15 protein-coding genes are annotated in these 15,816 nt (G+C 74.2%); 7 read left to right on the top strand and 8 right to left on the bottom strand.

What is annotated here, in order from left to right; translation table 11 throughout:
• Nucleotides 1-33: 33 nt before the first annotated feature.
• The 3 genes from pdhA to O7603_RS06600 are packed head-to-tail and all read left to right on the top strand — an operon-like array spanning nucleotide 34 to nucleotide 3,601.
• The gene (gene pdhA, locus O7603_RS06610; RefSeq protein ID WP_281576632.1) at nucleotides 34-1,230 is read left to right on the top strand and encodes a pyruvate dehydrogenase (acetyl-transferring) E1 component subunit alpha; all 1,197 of its coding nucleotides are present in this window, start codon (nucleotides 34-36) and stop codon (nucleotides 1,228-1,230) included.
• Nucleotides 1,227-2,249, top strand: a complete 1,023-nt coding sequence (locus tag O7603_RS06605) for an alpha-ketoacid dehydrogenase subunit beta (protein ID WP_281576631.1) — start codon at nucleotides 1,227-1,229, stop codon at nucleotides 2,247-2,249. Before pdhA ends, O7603_RS06605 begins: the two co-directional genes overlap by 4 nt.
• Nucleotides 2,246-3,601 carry a dihydrolipoamide acetyltransferase family protein gene (locus O7603_RS06600; protein WP_281574785.1) on the top strand — a complete coding sequence of 452 codons (1,356 nt, stop codon included), beginning with the start codon at nucleotides 2,246-2,248 and terminating at the stop codon, nucleotides 3,599-3,601. Before O7603_RS06605 ends, O7603_RS06600 begins: the two co-directional genes overlap by 4 nt.
• A gap of 172 nt (nucleotides 3,602-3,773) precedes the next feature.
• Here O7603_RS06600 and O7603_RS06595 read toward each other — a convergent pair whose 3' ends face one another.
• Together O7603_RS06595 and O7603_RS06590 are read right to left on the bottom strand one after the other, a co-directional pair.
• Complete coding sequence (locus O7603_RS06595) at nucleotides 3,774-5,879, bottom strand: PQQ-dependent sugar dehydrogenase (protein ID WP_281574784.1); 2,106 nt, start codon at nucleotides 5,877-5,879, stop codon at nucleotides 3,774-3,776.
• Nucleotides 5,880-5,902: 23 nt separating this feature from the next.
• Nucleotides 5,903-6,856 (bottom strand): sugar phosphate isomerase/epimerase, encoded by a 954-nt coding sequence (locus O7603_RS06590; RefSeq protein ID WP_281574783.1) that lies wholly within the window; start codon nucleotides 6,854-6,856, stop codon nucleotides 5,903-5,905.
• 626 nt (nucleotides 6,857-7,482) lie between these two features.
• Here O7603_RS06590 and O7603_RS06585 point away from each other — a divergent pair.
• Nucleotides 7,483-8,742 carry an Ig-like domain-containing protein gene (locus tag O7603_RS06585; protein ID WP_281576630.1) on the top strand — a complete coding sequence of 420 codons (1,260 nt, stop codon included), beginning with the start codon at nucleotides 7,483-7,485 and terminating at the stop codon, nucleotides 8,740-8,742.
• 158 nt (nucleotides 8,743-8,900) lie between these two features.
• On the opposite strand, the gene O7603_RS06580 is transcribed toward O7603_RS06585, so the two are convergent.
• Nucleotides 8,901-9,917, bottom strand: a complete 1,017-nt coding sequence (locus O7603_RS06580; RefSeq protein ID WP_281574782.1) for an SMP-30/gluconolactonase/LRE family protein — start codon at nucleotides 9,915-9,917, stop codon at nucleotides 8,901-8,903.
• 305 nt (nucleotides 9,918-10,222) lie between these two features.
• Between O7603_RS06580 and O7603_RS06575 the strand changes: the two genes are divergently transcribed.
• The gene (locus O7603_RS06575) at nucleotides 10,223-10,588 is read left to right on the top strand and encodes an STAS domain-containing protein (RefSeq protein WP_281574781.1); all 366 of its coding nucleotides are present in this window, start codon (nucleotides 10,223-10,225) and stop codon (nucleotides 10,586-10,588) included.
• A gap of 66 nt (nucleotides 10,589-10,654) precedes the next feature.
• On the opposite strand, the gene O7603_RS06570 is transcribed toward O7603_RS06575, so the two are convergent.
• Together O7603_RS06570 and O7603_RS06565 are read right to left on the bottom strand one after the other, a co-directional pair.
• Complete coding sequence (locus O7603_RS06570; RefSeq protein WP_281574780.1) at nucleotides 10,655-11,047, bottom strand: FKBP-type peptidyl-prolyl cis-trans isomerase; 393 nt, start codon at nucleotides 11,045-11,047, stop codon at nucleotides 10,655-10,657.
• A 187-nt stretch (nucleotides 11,048-11,234) separates the two neighbouring features.
• Nucleotides 11,235-11,783, bottom strand: a complete 549-nt coding sequence (locus O7603_RS06565; protein ID WP_281574779.1) for a DoxX family membrane protein — start codon at nucleotides 11,781-11,783, stop codon at nucleotides 11,235-11,237.
• A 229-nt stretch (nucleotides 11,784-12,012) separates the two neighbouring features.
• Here O7603_RS06565 and O7603_RS06560 point away from each other — a divergent pair, with 229 nt between their 5' ends.
• The gene (locus O7603_RS06560; RefSeq protein ID WP_281574778.1) at nucleotides 12,013-12,705 is read left to right on the top strand and encodes a CBS domain-containing protein; all 693 of its coding nucleotides are present in this window, start codon (nucleotides 12,013-12,015) and stop codon (nucleotides 12,703-12,705) included.
• A 187-nt stretch (nucleotides 12,706-12,892) separates the two neighbouring features.
• Nucleotides 12,893-13,858, top strand: coding sequence for a TerC family protein (locus O7603_RS06555; RefSeq protein ID WP_281576629.1), 966 nt, complete (start codon nucleotides 12,893-12,895; stop codon nucleotides 13,856-13,858).
• A gap of 82 nt (nucleotides 13,859-13,940) precedes the next feature.
• Here O7603_RS06555 and O7603_RS06550 read toward each other — a convergent pair whose 3' ends face one another.
• From O7603_RS06550 to O7603_RS06540, 3 genes are all read right to left on the bottom strand, one after another.
• Nucleotides 13,941-14,675, bottom strand: a complete 735-nt coding sequence (locus O7603_RS06550) for a helical backbone metal receptor (protein WP_281574777.1) — start codon at nucleotides 14,673-14,675, stop codon at nucleotides 13,941-13,943.
• A gap of 65 nt (nucleotides 14,676-14,740) precedes the next feature.
• Nucleotides 14,741-15,301 (bottom strand): hypothetical protein, encoded by a 561-nt coding sequence (locus tag O7603_RS06545; protein ID WP_281574776.1) that lies wholly within the window; start codon nucleotides 15,299-15,301, stop codon nucleotides 14,741-14,743.
• Nucleotides 15,298-15,816 (bottom strand): DUF6286 domain-containing protein, encoded by a 519-nt coding sequence (locus O7603_RS06540; RefSeq protein ID WP_281574775.1) that lies wholly within the window; start codon nucleotides 15,814-15,816, stop codon nucleotides 15,298-15,300. Before O7603_RS06540 ends, O7603_RS06545 begins: the two co-directional genes overlap by 4 nt.

The following is a 15,816-nucleotide window of genomic DNA, read 5'->3' as shown; positions in this document are numbered from 1 at the left end:
GGATCTTGAGCAAAACATCCGACAGGCAGGAGCATAGGGCCACCACACGTCCAGGAGGTCCCCGCCGTGACGACCACACCCCAGGCGGTCCGCAGGGCATCCCCGCGCACCCGCCGGCCGGCCACCCCGCCCGACCCGGCGCGTCCGCTGCTGCCGGACGCCGAGCCGGTGCGTCTGCTCGACCCCGCCGGCACGCCGCTGCCCGCGCGCGCCGACTATCCGGAGCCCCCCGCCGACGCCCTGCGCGAGATGTACCGCCGGATGGTCGTCGGCCGCCGGTTCGACGCCCAGGCCACCGCCCTGACCAAGCAGGGCCGGCTGGCGGTCTACCCGTCCTCCCGCGGCCAGGAGGCCTGCCAGGTCGGCGCCATGCTGGCCGTGCGGGACACCGACTGGGTCTTCCCGACCTACCGCGAGTCGATGGCGCTGGTGTCCCGGGGCATCGACCCGGTCGAGGTGCTGACCCTGCTGCGCGGCGACTGGCACTGCGGGTACGACCCCGCCGCGCGGCACACCGCGCCGCAGTGCACCCCCCTCGCCACCCAGTGCGTGCACGCCGCCGGCCTGGCCTACGGCGAGGCGTACCAGGGGCGGGACACCGTGGCGCTGGCCTTCATCGGCGACGGCGCGACCAGCGAGGGCGACTTCCACGAGGGGATCAACTTCGCCGCGGTGTTCAAGGCCCCGGTCGTGTACTTCGTGCAGAACAACCGGTACGCCATCAGCGTCCCGCTGTCCCGGCAGACCGCCGCGCCGTCGCTGGCGTACAAGGGCGTCGGCTACGGCGTGCCCAGCGAGCAGGTCGACGGCAACGACCCGGTCGCCGTGCTCGCCGTGCTCACCCGCGCGGTGGAGCACGCCCGGGCCGGCAACGGGCCGTTCCTGGTCGAGGCGCACACCTACCGGATGGAGCCGCACACCAACGCCGACGACCAGACCCGCTACCGCGACGGCGCCGAGGTCGACTCCTGGCGGGACCGCGACCCGGTCAGCCGGCTGGAGACGTACCTGCGCGACCGCGGCGAGCTGGACGACGACGCGGTCGCCGCTATCGCCGCGGAGGCCGAGGCGTACGCCGCCGCGTTGCGCGAGCGGATGAACGCCCAGCCCACCGTCGACCCGCTGAGCCTCTTCGACCACGTCTACGCCGAGCCGACGCCGCAGCTGATCGAGCAGCGGGAGCAGGTCCGCGCCGAGCTGGCCGCGACCGAGCAGGAGGGGGACGCCTGATGGCCACCACCATGGCGAAGGCGCTCAACGCAGCGCTCGCCGACGCGATGACCGACGACGAGCGGGTGGTCGTCTTCGGCGAGGACGTCGGCGCGCTCGGCGGCGTCTTCCGCATCACCGACGGCCTCCAGGCCCGCTTCGGCGACAAGCGCTGCTTCGACACCCCCCTCGCCGAGGCCGGCATCGTCGGCTTCGCGGTCGGCCTGGCCATGTCCGGGCTGCGGCCGGTGGTCGAGATGCAGTTCGACGCGTTCGCGTACCCGGCGTTCGAGCAGATCGCCTCGCACGTGGCGAAGCTGCGCAACCGCACCCGCGGCGCGCTCAGCGTGCCGATCGTGATCCGGGTGCCGTACGCCGGCGGGATCGGCGGCGTCGAGCACCACTGCGACTCCAGCGAGGCGTACTACGCGCACACCCCGGGCCTCAAGGTGGTCACCCCGGCCACCGTCGACGACGCGTACTCGCTGCTGCGCGAGGCGATCGCCGACCCGGACCCGGTGGTCTTCATGGAGCCGAAGAAGCTCTACTTCTCCAGCGCCGACGCCGCGCTGCCGGCGCGCACCGAGCCGTTCGGCCGGGCCGTCGTCCGCCGGCCGGGCCGGGACGCCACCCTGGTCGCGTACGGGCCCGCGGTGCCGGTGGCGCTGGAGGCCGCCGAGGCCGCCCGCGACGAGGGCTGGGACCTCGAGGTGGTGGACGTCCGCACCATCGTGCCGTTCGACGACGCGACGATCACCGCCTCGGTACGCCGCACCGGCCGGTGCGTGGTGATCCAGGAAGCCCAGGGCTTCGCCGGGGTCGGCGCCGAGATCGCCGCCCGGGTGCAGGAGCGCTGCTTCCACGCCCTGCACGCCCCGGTGCTGCGCGTCGCCGGGCTGGACATCCCGTACCCGGCGCCGATGCTGGAGCACACCCACCTGCCCGGGGTGGACCGGGTGCTCGACGCGGTCGCCCGGCTCCAGTGGGACGACCGGCCCGACCCCCGCTGGCTCCCCACGACCCAGGGCAGCGCGGCATGACCGAGCGCGTCTTCCTCCTGCCCGACCTCGGCGAAGGGCTGACCGAGGCGGAGATCGTCGAGTGGCGGGTCGCCGTCGGCGACACGGTGACCGTGGACCAGAGCGTGGTCGAGGTGGAGACCGCCAAGGCCGTCGTGGACGTGCCCTGCCCGTACGCCGGCCGGGTCGTGGCGCTGCACGGCGCGGCCGGCGAGGTTCGCCCCGTCGGCCAGCCGCTGATCACCATCGCCGCGCTGGACGGCGCGGAGCCGGCCGGCGGTGGCGCCCCGGAGCCCACCGGGCACGCCACCTACCGTGAGGAGGAGCGGGCCGGCTCCGGCAACGTCCTGATCGGCTACGGCACCGGGCACGGCGCGGGACGGCGCCGCCGCCGCTCCCGCCTCGCGGTCGCCCCCGAGCCGGCCGCGGGCGGGCACCGGCCGGCCACCGCCACCGCGTCGACCGCCGCCCCGGCGGACCGCAACGGCACGGCCCCGCTGGTCATCTCGCCGATCGTCCGCCGGCTGGCCCGGGAGCACGGGCTCGACCTGGGCAGCGTCGCCGGCAGCGGTCCCGGCGGCGTGGTCCGCCGCGCGGACGTGGAGGCGGCCGTCGCCGGCGCCACCCCGGGCCGCTTGAGCGCGGTGCCGGACCGGCCGGCGCCCGCCCCGACCGCCGACGACGACCTGGTCATCCCGCTGACCGGCATCCGCAAGGCGATCGCCGACAAGCTCTCCCGCAGCCGAAGGGAGATCCCCGAGGTCACCATCTGGGTCGACGTGGACGCCACCGGCCTGCTGGAGACCCGTGCCGCGATCAACGCCGCCCGCCCGGAACAGCCGGTCAGCATCCTGGCCCTGCTCGCCCGGATCTGCCTGTCCGCGCTGCGCCGCTATCCCCAGCTCAACGCGCGGGTGGACACCGAGGGACAGCGGATCATCCAGTCCGCCGGTGTGCACCTGGGCATCGCCGCCCAGACCGACCGGGGCCTGGTCGTCCCGGTGGTCCGCGACGCGCAGCGGCTCACCACCACGGAGCTCGCCGCCGAACTGGGCGAGACGACTGCGGCGGCGCGGGCCGGCACGCTCGCACCGGCCCGGCTCACCGGAGGCACCTTCACCCTGAACAACTACGGGGTGTTCGGCGTCGACGGGTCCACGCCGATCATCAACCACCCGGAGGCGGCGCTGCTCGGGGTCGGCCGGATCGTGGACAAGCCGTGGGTGGTCGACGGGCAGCTCGCGGTGCGTAAGGTCACCCAGCTCAGCCTCACCTTCGACCACCGGGTCTGCGACGGCGGGGTGGCCGGCGGCTTCCTGCGGCACGTCGCCGACTGCGTGGAGCAGCCCGCGCTGCTGATCGCCGCCGTCTGACCGCGCCGCACACCAGGCGCGCCGGGTCCGGCACCGCACGTGCCGTCGGGCCCGGCACCGCAACCACGGTGAGAAGGAATGGCACTGACGGCAGCGACGTCGGCGGACGCCCCGCCGGGGGCCGGACGCGGACCGGCGGCGGCCCGGAACACCGGGCCGCCGCCGGAGGCGATCAGCGGGCCGTCGTGCCGCCCGGCTCCAGCACCACCGTGGCCGTGGCCGTCTGCGGCGGGACGCCCGGCTCGGTCGGCGCGTCGGTGTACTCCGCGACGAAGACACCGGTCAGGTTGTCGGCGCCGCCGTGGCCGCCGTCCACGAACGTGGCGATGCTGCCGCTGCACCCGGAGGCCGTCGACAGCGGGTGCCCGTGGTCGTCGTGGCCGAGGATGTACGTCACCGTGACCCGCGAGCAGTCCACCGGCAGGTCGTCGACGACGCGTACCTCGAACGGCACGGTCTGGCCGAACTCGAACGGCTGCCCGGCCACCGGGGTGACGAACTCGATGGTCGGGGCCCGCGGCCCGACCAGCAGCGGCAGGGTGGCCGAGGCCGACCGGCCGGTGCTGTCGGTGACCCTCACCGTCGGGTTGTACGAGCCGTTCGCCTGGTACGTCCACGTCGGGTTCGCCGCCGTCGAGTCGACCGAGCCGTCGGCGTTGAAGTCCCAGGCGTAGCGCAACCGGTCACCGTCCGGGTCGACCGTTCCCGCGCTGGAGAAGCGGACGGTCAGCGGCGCCTGCCCGGCGGTCGGGTCGGCGCTGATCGCCGGGATCGGCGTCCGGTTGCCCCGGACGAAGTCGATCCGAGACAGCTGCGCGTCCGGGTTCTCGGCGAAGTACCCGTCGCCGTACTCCAGCACGTAGAGCGCGCCGTCCGGGCCGAACTCCAGGTCCATCGGGTTGTCCACCACCAGCGACGGCACCACCGGCCGGATGTCGCGCACCTCGCCGCGGTCGTCCAGGCGGAACTCCTTGATGTAGTCCCGGGTCCACTCGTAGAACAGCGGCACACCGTCGTAGTAGGCGGGCCACCTGGTCCGGGACGTGCTGCGGCCGTCGTAGTCGTACGCCGGACCACCCATCGGGCCGATGCCGCCGGTGCCGAGCTGGGGGAACTCGCCGGACGCGGCGGACGGGTACCACACCTGCGGCGCCTCGACCGGCGGCAGCCGGCGCTGGCCGGTGTTGTGCGGCGAGTCGTTCACCGGCCGCTGGCAGTTGAAGTACGCGCCCGCCGTCCCGGTGGCGAAGTCGTAGTCGCGGTACGGCAGGCTCGGCGTGGCGCAGTACGGCCAGCCGTAGTTGGCCGGCTTGTCGATGAGCATCCAGCGACCGTGCCCGGCCGGCCCGCGGCTCGGGTTCGCCGACCCGGCGTCGGGGGAGTAGTCGGCCAGGTAGACGTCGTCGGTGCGGCGGTCGACGGCGAACCGGAACGGGTTGCGCAGGCCCATCGCGTAGATCTCGGGACGGGTCTTCGCCGTGCCCGGCTTGAACAGGTTGCCCGCCGGCACCGTGTAGCCACCACCGGGCTTCACCTTGATCCGCAGCAGCTTGCCGCGGAGGTCGTTGGTGTTGCCCGAGGTGCGCTGGGCGTCGAACGCCGGGTTGCGGTCGGCCCGCTCGTCGATCGGGGTGTAGCCGTCGGAGAAGAACGGGTTGGTGTCGTCACCGGTCGACAGGTAGAGGTTGCCCTTGCTGTCGAACTCGATCTGCCCACCCACGTGGCAGCAGATGCCCCGGTCGACGGGGACGTCGATGATGTGCTGCTCGGTGGTGAGGTCGAGCCTCATCCCGTCCAGCTTGAACCGGGACAGCCGCAGCGCGCCACGGAACCGTTCCCAGTCCGCGGCGGTGCCGACCAGCGGCGCGTCGCCCTCGTTGACGTCCGGCGTGGCCGGGTCGTCGACCGGCGTGTCCATCGGCGGTGAGTAGTAGAGGTAGACCCACTTGTTGCGGGAGAAGTCGGGGTCGATCGCGATTCCCTGCAGGCCCTCCTCGTCGTGTTGGTAGACGGGCACGTCCGCGGCGAGCGTGTTGAGGCCGGTCCGCGGGTCGTGGATGCGTACCTCGCCGGTGCGCGAGGTGTGGAGCACCCGCAGGTCGGGCAGGACGGCGAGGCTCATCGGCTCGCCCGGATAGTCGTTGAGCGTCACCTTCTGGAAGCTGGAGTCCGGCGGCGCGGCCGTCGGCGCGGGTGCCGCCGCGACCGACGTGGTCGGTGCGGCGAGCCCGGCGGCGACCAGCGCCAGGGCGGACAGGAGTGCGGTCCTCTTCTTCAAGGCGGTCCCCCGGGGTGTTCGGGTCAGTAACGGATGGACGCGAGATAGTCGAAGCCGACGCGGGCGGTGTCCAGCGCGTCGGCGGGCGAGCGCGGCGGAGTGCCGGCGTCGTCGCGCTCCACGATGTACTCCTCGATGCCGGCCTCGCGCTCGTGGGCGAAGATGCGGCCGAAGTCGATGAGGCCGTCGCCGAGGTCGGCGAAGCTGGCGTTGGTGTCCATGTCCTTGACGTGCACCTGGCGGATCCGGCCCCGGTGCGCCCGGATGACGTCCACCGGGTCCTGTGCACCGCGCCACGCCCAGAACAGGTCGAGTTCGAAGTGGACCAGCCGGGGGTCGGTCTCGCCGGTGAGGACGTCGAACCCGGTGCTGCCGTCGCTGAGCGGCACGAACTCGAGCTGGTGGTTGTGGTAGCCGAACTCGAGCCCGGCGCGCTCGGCCAGCCGCCCGGCCCGGTTGAGATCGCGGGCGAGCGCCCGGTAGACCTGCGGGTCGCGGATCGGCTGCCCCGTGGAGTCGAGACCGAACCACGGGTGCACGATCTTGCGGCAACCCACCGTGTTGGCGTCGGCGAGGGCGCGCTCCCAGGTGTCGGCGTCGAAGGGCTGCGGGATCCCGGTGTGGCCCGAGGTGGCCCGCAGGCCGGCCGCGTCCAGGGCGGCCCGGAACTGGGCCGCCGTCCGGCCGACGAAGCCGGCGTGCTCGACCCGCCGGTATCCGAACCGCCGGAGCGCGGCAAGGGTGCCGGGCAGGTCGGCGGCGAGCTGGTCGCGCAGGGTGTAGAGCTGGATGCTGATCCGGTCCAGCGGCACCCGCCGCCGTCCGGTGCCGTGGCTCGTGCCGCCCGAGGCCGACGCGGACGTCTCGCCCAGCAGCCCGACAGTGCCGACGGCCGCGGCCGAGACGGTCGCGGCGCGGAGCAGACCGCGGCGGCTGAGCGCCTCCGGCGCCTCCGGCCGTCCTGTGCTCTCGTCCATGGTGGTGTTCCCTCCCTGCCGGATGGTGCCGGTCCGGCGGTTCCGGGTCGACCCGGCCGCCGTACCCGGGCACGCCGGACCGGCCGGAGGCGGGGCCTTCGGCGGGACGGTCATGGTCGGCGTACGGCTGCGGCACGGGCCCAGGGCGGGGCGCACCACTGGCGAGGGGTCGGGCAGCGGATCGACCGATGGGCAACTTTCTATCTGGCTCGTCAACTTACCCTTGGCGCCGGTCGAAGGCAAAGGTTCGGCGTGAAACGCAGAACTTTCGCTGGCTCCGACAAAAGTCGGGCCCGACGTTCCGCGGTGCGGCGGCCGTGGTGATCGCGACGGCCCGCGGCGGGCGACGCGCGCGGGCCAGGCCCCGTCCGTGACGAGGCGGCCGAAAAGGCACCGAGCCGTCCGAGATCGGTGCGGACCGGACGACGGCATCGTGCCGGGTCGCCGGCCGGCGCTACCGGTCGGCCCGCCCGATGCCGTCCGGCTCGCTCATTGCCCACTATTCGGCGCAGCTCGGCAAAATGCGCCCGTTAATTGCTGCGGGCTTTATTTGCGAATTGCGTGGGGAGACGTATCGGGCTGGAGAGAATGTGGCGGAGGGGAAGCGGAAAACGGGGGGACGCATCATGAAGTTGGGACGGCGTCTGACGCTGTTGGGGGTGACCGTCGCAGCCGCTCCACTGGTCCTGGTCGGCTGTACCGACGACCGCGATCACGAGGGACGGCACGGGAAGGCCGCACCACCCGAACTCACCGTGACACCCGGTGACCAGGCCCGGGACGTGCCGATCAGCGCCGAGGTCGGCACCCGGGTGGCCGGCGGTCGGATCACCGGGGTGCGGATCACGGACGACAAGGGCAAGGAGGTCAAGGCGGAGCCGCGCGAGGACGGGTCGTCCTGGGTGCCGAGCGCCCCGTTGCAGCCGAAGCGGACCTACACCGCCGAGGTGACCGCGACCGGCGACTCGGGCAAGACCACCACCCGCAAGACGACCTTCACCACCATGCCGAAATCCACCAAACCGGCAGTCACCAGCACACTCTATTTCGCCGGCAATCGGACGTACGGCACTGCCATGCCAGTAACCGTCGCCTTCGACCCGCCCATTCCGAAAGAGGCCAGGGCGGATGTGCAGCGCCGGTTGTTCGTGAAAACGAATCCGCCGCAGCCGGGGGCCTGGTCGTGGGTGGGCGACGGCAGTCAGGTCTATTACCGGGCGCCCGACTTCTGGAAACCGGGGACCTCGATCAGCGTCCGGGCCGGACTGGCCGGGCTGCCGATCGGCAAGGACCTCGTCGGCGACGACGAGCGGACCGCCACCTCGAAGATCGGCAAGCAGGTCTCCCTGGAGATCGACAACGCCACCAAGCAGATGTCGGTGCTGCGCGACGGCAAGCTGCTCCGCAAGATCCCGGTCAGCATGGGCAAGCCGAGCACCCCGACGTCCAGCGGCAAGATGGTGATCATGGAGAAGCATCAGTTCACGACGTTCGACACCCGGGGATCTGCCGACCCCTACGTGGTCGACGTCGAGGACGCGCAGCGGCTGACCTGGGGCGGTGAGTTCATCCACGCCGCGCCGTGGTCGGAGGGGGACCAGGGCAGCACCAACGTGTCACACGGCTGCACCAACGTCTCCAACGAGGCCGCGGACTGGCTGATGAACACCACCCAGGTCGGGGACCTGGTGACCATCAAGGGCACCGAGGTGCCGCTGACCGAGGGCAACGGCTGGACGGCCTGGAACGTCAGCTGGGACGAGTACGTGAAGGGCAGCGCCCTGCCGGTGCCGGCCGGGCTCGGCCCGGCGCCGACCAACCCGGCGCACCCGGGCGCGGTCGCCGGCGGCTCGCCGGCCCCGCACCCCTCGGTCACCGGCGGCTGACCACCGCACCGCACACCGGGCCGGCCCGCACCCGCGGGCCGGCCCGGGTGCGTCACCGCCCCCGGCGCCGTGGCCGTGCGCACTCCGCCTGCGAACAAAAACGGTCCAGGGCGAACCGGGCCCCAACCGCACCACCGGCAGCCCGGGAGCGGCAGGGCTCACGTCAGCGGCACCCGGGCCACTCCCGGACCCAGGAGGCTGCCAAGCCAGAGCTGGTCGCCGTGCTGGCGTACGCCGGTGATCATCCAATAGTCGCCCTGCGGGCCGTGCAGCGTCCGGCGGACCGCGCCGACCCCGTCGACCAGCGCGACCAGCCCGTACCGGCGTGGCTGCGGCTGCATCGCGTCGGGCAGCAGCGCGGCGAGCTGCCGCAACCGCGGGTGCGGCAGCAGCCGTTCGGCGACCGGCACCCGGGGGCTGGGCAGCGCGATCCAGTACGTGCCGTCGCCGACCGCCGAGAGGTTGTCCGGGTACGCGGGCAGGTCGGCCAGGACGCGCACCGTGCCGCCGGGCAGCTCGACCCGCAACAGCCGGTGCGTGGTCGTCTCCACCAGCATCAGCGCGGACTCGTCCGGAGTCAGCGCGACCCCGTTGGGAAAGTAGAGGCCCTCCGCGACCACCTCGGCGCCGCCAGCGCCCGGCCGGTACGCGAGCACCCGCCCGTTCGGGCGGTGCTCGAGCAGGTCGCGCTTCCAGTGCGACACCGGGAACCGGTCGGAGGAGTCGGTGAAGTAGATGGTGCCGTCCCGGGCCACCGCCGCATTGTTGGCCAGGTGCACCGGCGGCGCGGTGCCGGTCAGCTCGTGGACCGCACCGTCCGGGGTGACCCGCAGCAGCCCGCGGTACGCGTCGCACACCACCAGACCGCCGGCCGGGTCGAGTTCGATGCCGAGCGGCCGGCCGCCGGTCTCGGCCAGCAGTCGGGGTCGGGTGCCCGCCGGAGCATCGGTCGGCCACCACCAGAGCCGCCCGTCCTCGTCGCCGCTCACCACCCGCCCGGACGGGTCGACGACCACGTCCTCGGGACCGACCGCGCCGTCCGGCAGCGGGAGCAGGTCGACCCGGTCGAGCCGCCGGTCGTCGGGGGCCCACGGGCCGGTCAACGGGGGTGGCACGGTGGCCGCCTCGCGCACCGGCCGGATCAGCCGGGGCGGGCGGGGGCGGGGGACGACCATTCCCGCATTCTCACCCGCCGATGCCCAACGCGTGGGCCCGTGGGCCGCGCCGGCCGCCGTGTCGTCGACCGGACCGGGCCGGCGCCGGGCGCCCTGTCGTCGCCCCGACCCAGGCCGGGCCCGTCGTGCCGCCGCGCGACCCGGGCCGCGGCGGGCGGTCCGGTCGCCGCGCGACCCGTCCCCACCCGTCCCCCGACCTGCGTCCCGGGGCGGACTCGGGGTCTCTCGGGGTCCGACCCTGGACGTACCCGGAATCACTCTCCGGAGGGGCGGAAATGTCGGTGGTCACGGCTAAATTCATGGGCATGGGAGAAGGCAGCGACCGGTTCCACGTGCAGGTCAGCGTGGATGACCACGGCGTGGACGTGCGAGCCGTCGGCGAGATCGACATCGCCTCGGTCGGTGCGCTCCGCTCGGCGCTCTGGGCCGCGCCCGCCCGACCGGTGCTGCGGCTCGACCTCTCCGGCGTCCGGTTGCTCTCCGCCGCCGGGGTGCGCGCGATCGTCGCCGCGCACCTGCGGGTCCGGGCCTGCGGCGGGCAGCTGGTCGTGGTCGACCCGAATCCGGTGACGACGCGGGTGCTGCGGGTCTCCGGCCTGCACCGGGTCATCCCGATCGTCGAGTCGGCCGCTCTGCCACAGCCCGCGCAACCGCTGGTGCTCGCCGCCTGATCACCGCTTCGGTCCCGCGGCCCGCGCGGCGGGGCCGCCGACGCGGTCGACGGCCCCGCGCCCTGCTCAGCGCACCGCGAGCAGGTCCACCACGAAGACGAGAGTCTCGCCCGGCCGGATGACGCCGCCGGCACCCCGGTCGCCGTAGCCCAGGTGCGGCGGAATGACCAGCCGACGCCGTCCGCCGGCCCGCATCCCGACGACGCCCCGGTCCCAGCCGGCGATGACCTGACCGCCGCCGAGCGGGAACTCGAACGGCTCGCCACGGTCCCAGGACGAGTCGAACTCGCGCCCGGTGGAGTGCGAGACGCCCACGTAGTGCACCGTGGCCAGCTGCCCGGGCTGCGCCTCCGGGCCCTCGCCGACGGTGAGGTCCTCGATCACGAGGTCGGCGGGCGGCGCGCCCTCGATGGCGCCGACGTCGGGCTTGCCCGAGCGGGCACCTGCTGCCTGGTTCATCCGGGTATCTCCTGCCGTACTGGGTGATGTGTCCGGTCAGGGATGATCCTGCCGGATCGTGCCCCACCGATGTGCGGCAGCCCGGGAGCCGGGCCCGTACCGGTGCCGTCGGCGCCATCTCCCGGACACGTCGAGCCGGCGGGCGCCACCGGTGGTGGCGCCCGCCGTCGGGTGGTGGATCGATCGGTCAGCGCAGCCAGGGCAGCCGCCGCACCAGCGGCAGCCTCGCCCACGCCCGGCCGAGGCCCAGCGTGTCGCCGGCGTCGACCAGCGCCAGCACGGCCAACACGCCGGCGTAGATCAGGTGGTCGTCCATGAAGGGGTTGTTCTCCGGGGGCAGCACGGCGGTCCACATCATCACCAGGAGCAGCCCACCGGCCACCGCGGCGACCCGCACGCCCATGCCGAGCAGCAGGGCGGCCCCGATCGCGGCCAGCCCGATCATGAACAACCAGTCGGCCCAGGCCGCGCCGGCGATGCCGTGGTAGAAGCCCTCGAAGGGGCCGGCCGTCCCGAAGGCGAGAAAGCCCTTGGTGGGGCTGCCGCCGTTGACCCAGGCGTTCTTCTCCTCGGTGGCCAGGCCCCACCCGAACAACTTGTCCAGGAAGGCCCAGAGGAACACCCAGCCCAACGCGAGGCGCAGGCCGCCGAACAGGTACCGGGTCGCCCGCTCCCGGGGCGCGCCGCCCGCCGGAGCGGTGATCCTGCCGGTGGTCCGCTCAGTCGTCGCGGTCATGGTCTCCACGTCCCTTCTCGTCCCTCGCACCGCGCTTCCCGGTGGCATCTCCAGTGGACGCTCCGCAGCGGGTACGCCGGCAGGGCCGACCGGGCCCCACCGGACCGGGACCTTCGCCCCCTGTCCACCCGGGTCCAGCGGACCGGACGGACCCGGCCACGCGACCCTGCCCGACGGCCCGCCCCGTCCGTAACGTCGCAGGTGGACAGACAGCGGAGAGGAGGCGGCGATGAGGACCTGGCAGGTGGGCGACGTGATGACGCGGGACGTCGCGACGGTGCAGGAGGCGACGCCGTACCGGGAGATCGTCGACGTGCTGGTTCGGCGCGGCGTCAGCGGGGCGCCGGTGATCGACGGGTTCCGGCGGGTGCTCGGCGTGGTGTCCGAGGCGGATCTGCTGCACAAGATCGAGCACAGCGGTGAGCCGGAGCAGCGGCGGATCTTCGAGAGCCGGCGCCGGCGCGGCGCCCGCGGGAAGGCCGACGCGCTCCTCGCCCGGGACCTGATGACCGCGCCGGCGATCACCACGTACGCCGAGGCGTCGCTGCCGGAGGTGGCTCGGCAGCTGGACCGGGAGCGGGTGAAGCGGCTTCCGGTGCTCGACGACCTCGGCCGGCTCGTCGGCATCGTGACCCGCGGCGACCTGCTCCGGGTGCACCTGCGCACCGACGCCGAGATCCGCGAGGACGTGGTGCAGGAGGTGCTGCACCGGATCCTCGCCGTCCGGGACGGCCTGGTCACCGTGCAGGTCCGCGCCGGCGAGGTCACCCTGGCCGGGCGGGTGGACCGTCGATCCGCCGCGGATCTCGCGGGCCGGCTCGCCGCCCGGGTCAGCGGCGTGGTCCGGGTGTCGAACACGATCACGTTCGACGTGGACGACACCGCCCTGGTCGAGGCGGGCCGGGTCACCCCGCTGGCCTGAGCCCGCCCGGGGCCGGCGCGTCCCGCCGTGGTGCCGACTTCGCCGGAGCGGGCTCGCCGGCCCCGCGGCTCGCCTAGGCTCGGAAGTGACAGTGCCTCGGAGCCGTCGTCCCAGGACGACCGGCGGAAGCAGAGCCCGGTGGAGCGGTCGATGCGGAGGGCGCCGGGTGGGCGACACGACATTTCCGGTGCCGCTCTGGGCCTGGGCTGCGGTGGCCGCAGTCATCGCCGTGATGCTCGCGGTGGACGTGCTCTCCCACCGGGACAACCACGTCATCGAGCTGCGCGAGGCGCTGGTCTGGAGCGGGGTCTGGATCGGCGCCGGCGTTCTCTTCGGCGTGCTCATCTGGGTGTGGGGCGGCGGTGACCCCGCGGTCGCGTACTTCTCCGGCTACCTGTTGGAGAAGGCGTTGTCGGTGGACAACGTCTTCGTCTTCGCCCTGCTCTTCGGCTACTTCCGGGTGCCCGCCGGCTACCAGCACAAGGTGCTGTTCTGGGGTGTGGTCGGTGCGCTGGCGTTCCGGTTGGTCTTCATCTTCGTCGGCGCCGAGCTGCTGGAGCGACTGGCCTGGGCCGGCCTGGTGCTCGGCGGCTTCCTGATCTGGACCGGGTGGCGGCTGGCCGTACGCGGCGAACCGGACGTGGACCCGGAGCGCAACGTGGTGGTCCGGCTGTTCCGGCGGCTGGTGCCGACCGACCCGCGGTACCACGGCGACCGGTTCACCGTGCGATCGGCCGGGCGTCGGCGGGCCACCCTGCTGCTGGTCGCGCTGGTCGCGATCGAGGCCACCGACGTGGTCTTCGCGATCGACTCGGTGGCCGCGATCCTCGCCATCACCACCCACACCTTCCTGGTCTGGACCGCCAACGCCTTCGCCGTTCTGGGGCTGCGCAGCCTCTACTTCTGTCTGGCCGGGCTGCTGCGCCACTTCGGATACCTGCGGTACGGGCTGGCTCTCCTGCTGGCCTTCGCCGGGGTGAAGTTGATCCTGGCCGAGACGCCGGTGGGAAAGCTGCCGCTCTGGCTCACCCTGGCGGTGGTGGTGCTGACCCTGGCGGTGTCGATCGGCTGGAGCGTCCTGGCCCCCCGGCGGGAACGCGCCCGGGCCAGCGGCGGGCCGCCGCCCCGCCGGCCGGACGACGGTCGCGCCTGAGCCGGTCGGTCGCGGCGCGAGGCGTACGTGGCGCGGCCCGCCGGCCGTGGCCCGTGCCGACCGCGCGGTACGGCCGGGCGGCTCACTCGGGGCTGGGCGCCGTCACCGGCCGGGCCAGCTGCGCCGCCAGCACGGCCGGCGCCTCCGCGAGGGAGGGGCCGTACCAGGTCAGGTGTCGCCCGGAGAGCAGGGCGCACGGCGTGTGGGGGAACGCCTCCGGCCCGTCGCCGGCGGTGAAGCGGTACGGCTCGTCCGGGAGCACGACCAGGTCCGGCTGCTTCCCGCGCAGCTCGGCCAGGTCCGGCCGGGGGTAGCGCTCGGGGTGGCCGGCGTACCGGTTCTCCACCCCGAGCCGGCGCAGCACGTCACCGGCGAAGGTGTCCGAACCGAGCACCACCCAGGGCCGGCGCCAGACCGGCACCACGGCCCGGCGTATCGGGTCGCATCGCGGCGGGTCGGCCCACGCCCGGCGGGCGGCGTTCAGCCAGGCCGGTTCCTCGGTCGCGCCGAGCGCGGCGAGCAGCTCGGCCAGCTCGGTCAGCGCCTCGGTGACGGTGCGGGGGTAGGTCACCCGGACGGGCACCCCGGCCGCCACCAGCGCGTCGGCGTCCGCGCGGCGGTTCTCCTCGACGTTGAGCAGCACGAGGTCGGGCCGGAGCGCGAGCACCCGGTCGAGGTCCGGGTACTTGCTGCCGCCGACCCGCGGGACGTCCAGCCCGGCGGGGTGGGTGCACCAGTCGGTGGCCCCCACCAGCACGCCGGGCAGCGTCGCCGCGACCGCCTCGGTCAGCGACGGCACCAGCGACACCACCCGCACGTCCCACCTCGCAGTTCCCGCGATCGCGCCAGCGGCCGGCGTCCGTACGCCGCCGCTGCCGTCGATCATGCCTGGCCGGGATCGATCCGTGCGGTCACGTCGAGGTGCGCGGGGCGCTCGCCGGCGGTCTCGACGTACCGGCCGACCGCGGTGGCCACGTGGTCGCGCAGGCCGGAGGTCCGCGCGCCGGCCGCGATGTCGACCCGGATCCACAGGTCGGGCCGGGGCGGGTCGCCGCTCAGCACCACCCGCGCCCGCCGGATGCGCGGATCCCCGGTCAGGTCCCGCTCCAGCGCCCGGGCCAGCGCCGGCGCGGGCACCCTGGTCCGCCCGCGCCGACGCCCCGAATGGGCCAGCATGCGGCGCAGCGGGCCACGGGCGGCGCGGAGTTCTCGCCCGAGCAGCCACTGCCCGGCCAGGGCGGCCAGCACGCCGGCGACCACCGCGGCGAGGGCGCCCCAGGGCGCGCTGATCCGCCAGGCGCGGCGCATCCCGGGGCTGAGCAGGACCCCACCGGGGTCGCCGCCGGGAAGCCGGCCGAGGTTCAGCGCCAGCGTGACCCCGCCGACCGCGACCAGCAGCAGAGCCACAACGGTCCACAGCACGCGGTGCGCGGCGTTGGTCACGCCGCCCCCCGGCGGGGAAGCAGCCGTACGTCGATCCGGCCGGGGCGGGGCGCGGCCAGCCGATGCAGCTCCTGGTGCACGGCGAACTCGACCTCGGGGCGCGCCGCCGGGTCCCCGGTGGCCACCACCCGCGGCCGCCACTCGGCGCCCCGCCGCCGGATCCGCACCCGTGCCCGCCGTACGCCGGGAACCGACCGCACGGCGACGGCCAGCCGGCGCTCGACCGATCTCCGGTGCAGGTGCCACCCCTCGCCGGCGTCCAGCCGGCGGGGCGACCACCGGCGCAGTTCGGCGGCGAGGACGGCCAGACCGACGAGGATGAGCGCCACCGCACTGGCCCGCACCGCCGGGTCGTCCCATCGGGTGGCGCCGAGCGCCCTGGCCCAGCGGGCGCGGTCGACGAGCAGCGGGGCGCGCCCCGCCACGGCCAGCAGCCCCTCCACCACCACCAGCGCGCCGGCGCCGAGCAGGGCGGTTGCCAGCAGCAGCGTGGCCAGCCGGTTGGCGGTACGCAC

The organism is Micromonospora sp. WMMD812, from assembly GCF_027497215.1.
Taxonomy (GTDB): domain Bacteria; phylum Actinomycetota; class Actinomycetes; order Mycobacteriales; family Micromonosporaceae; genus Micromonospora.
Note: the sequence above shows the minus strand (reverse complement) of the source record. Positions and strands in the feature narration are given on the sequence as shown.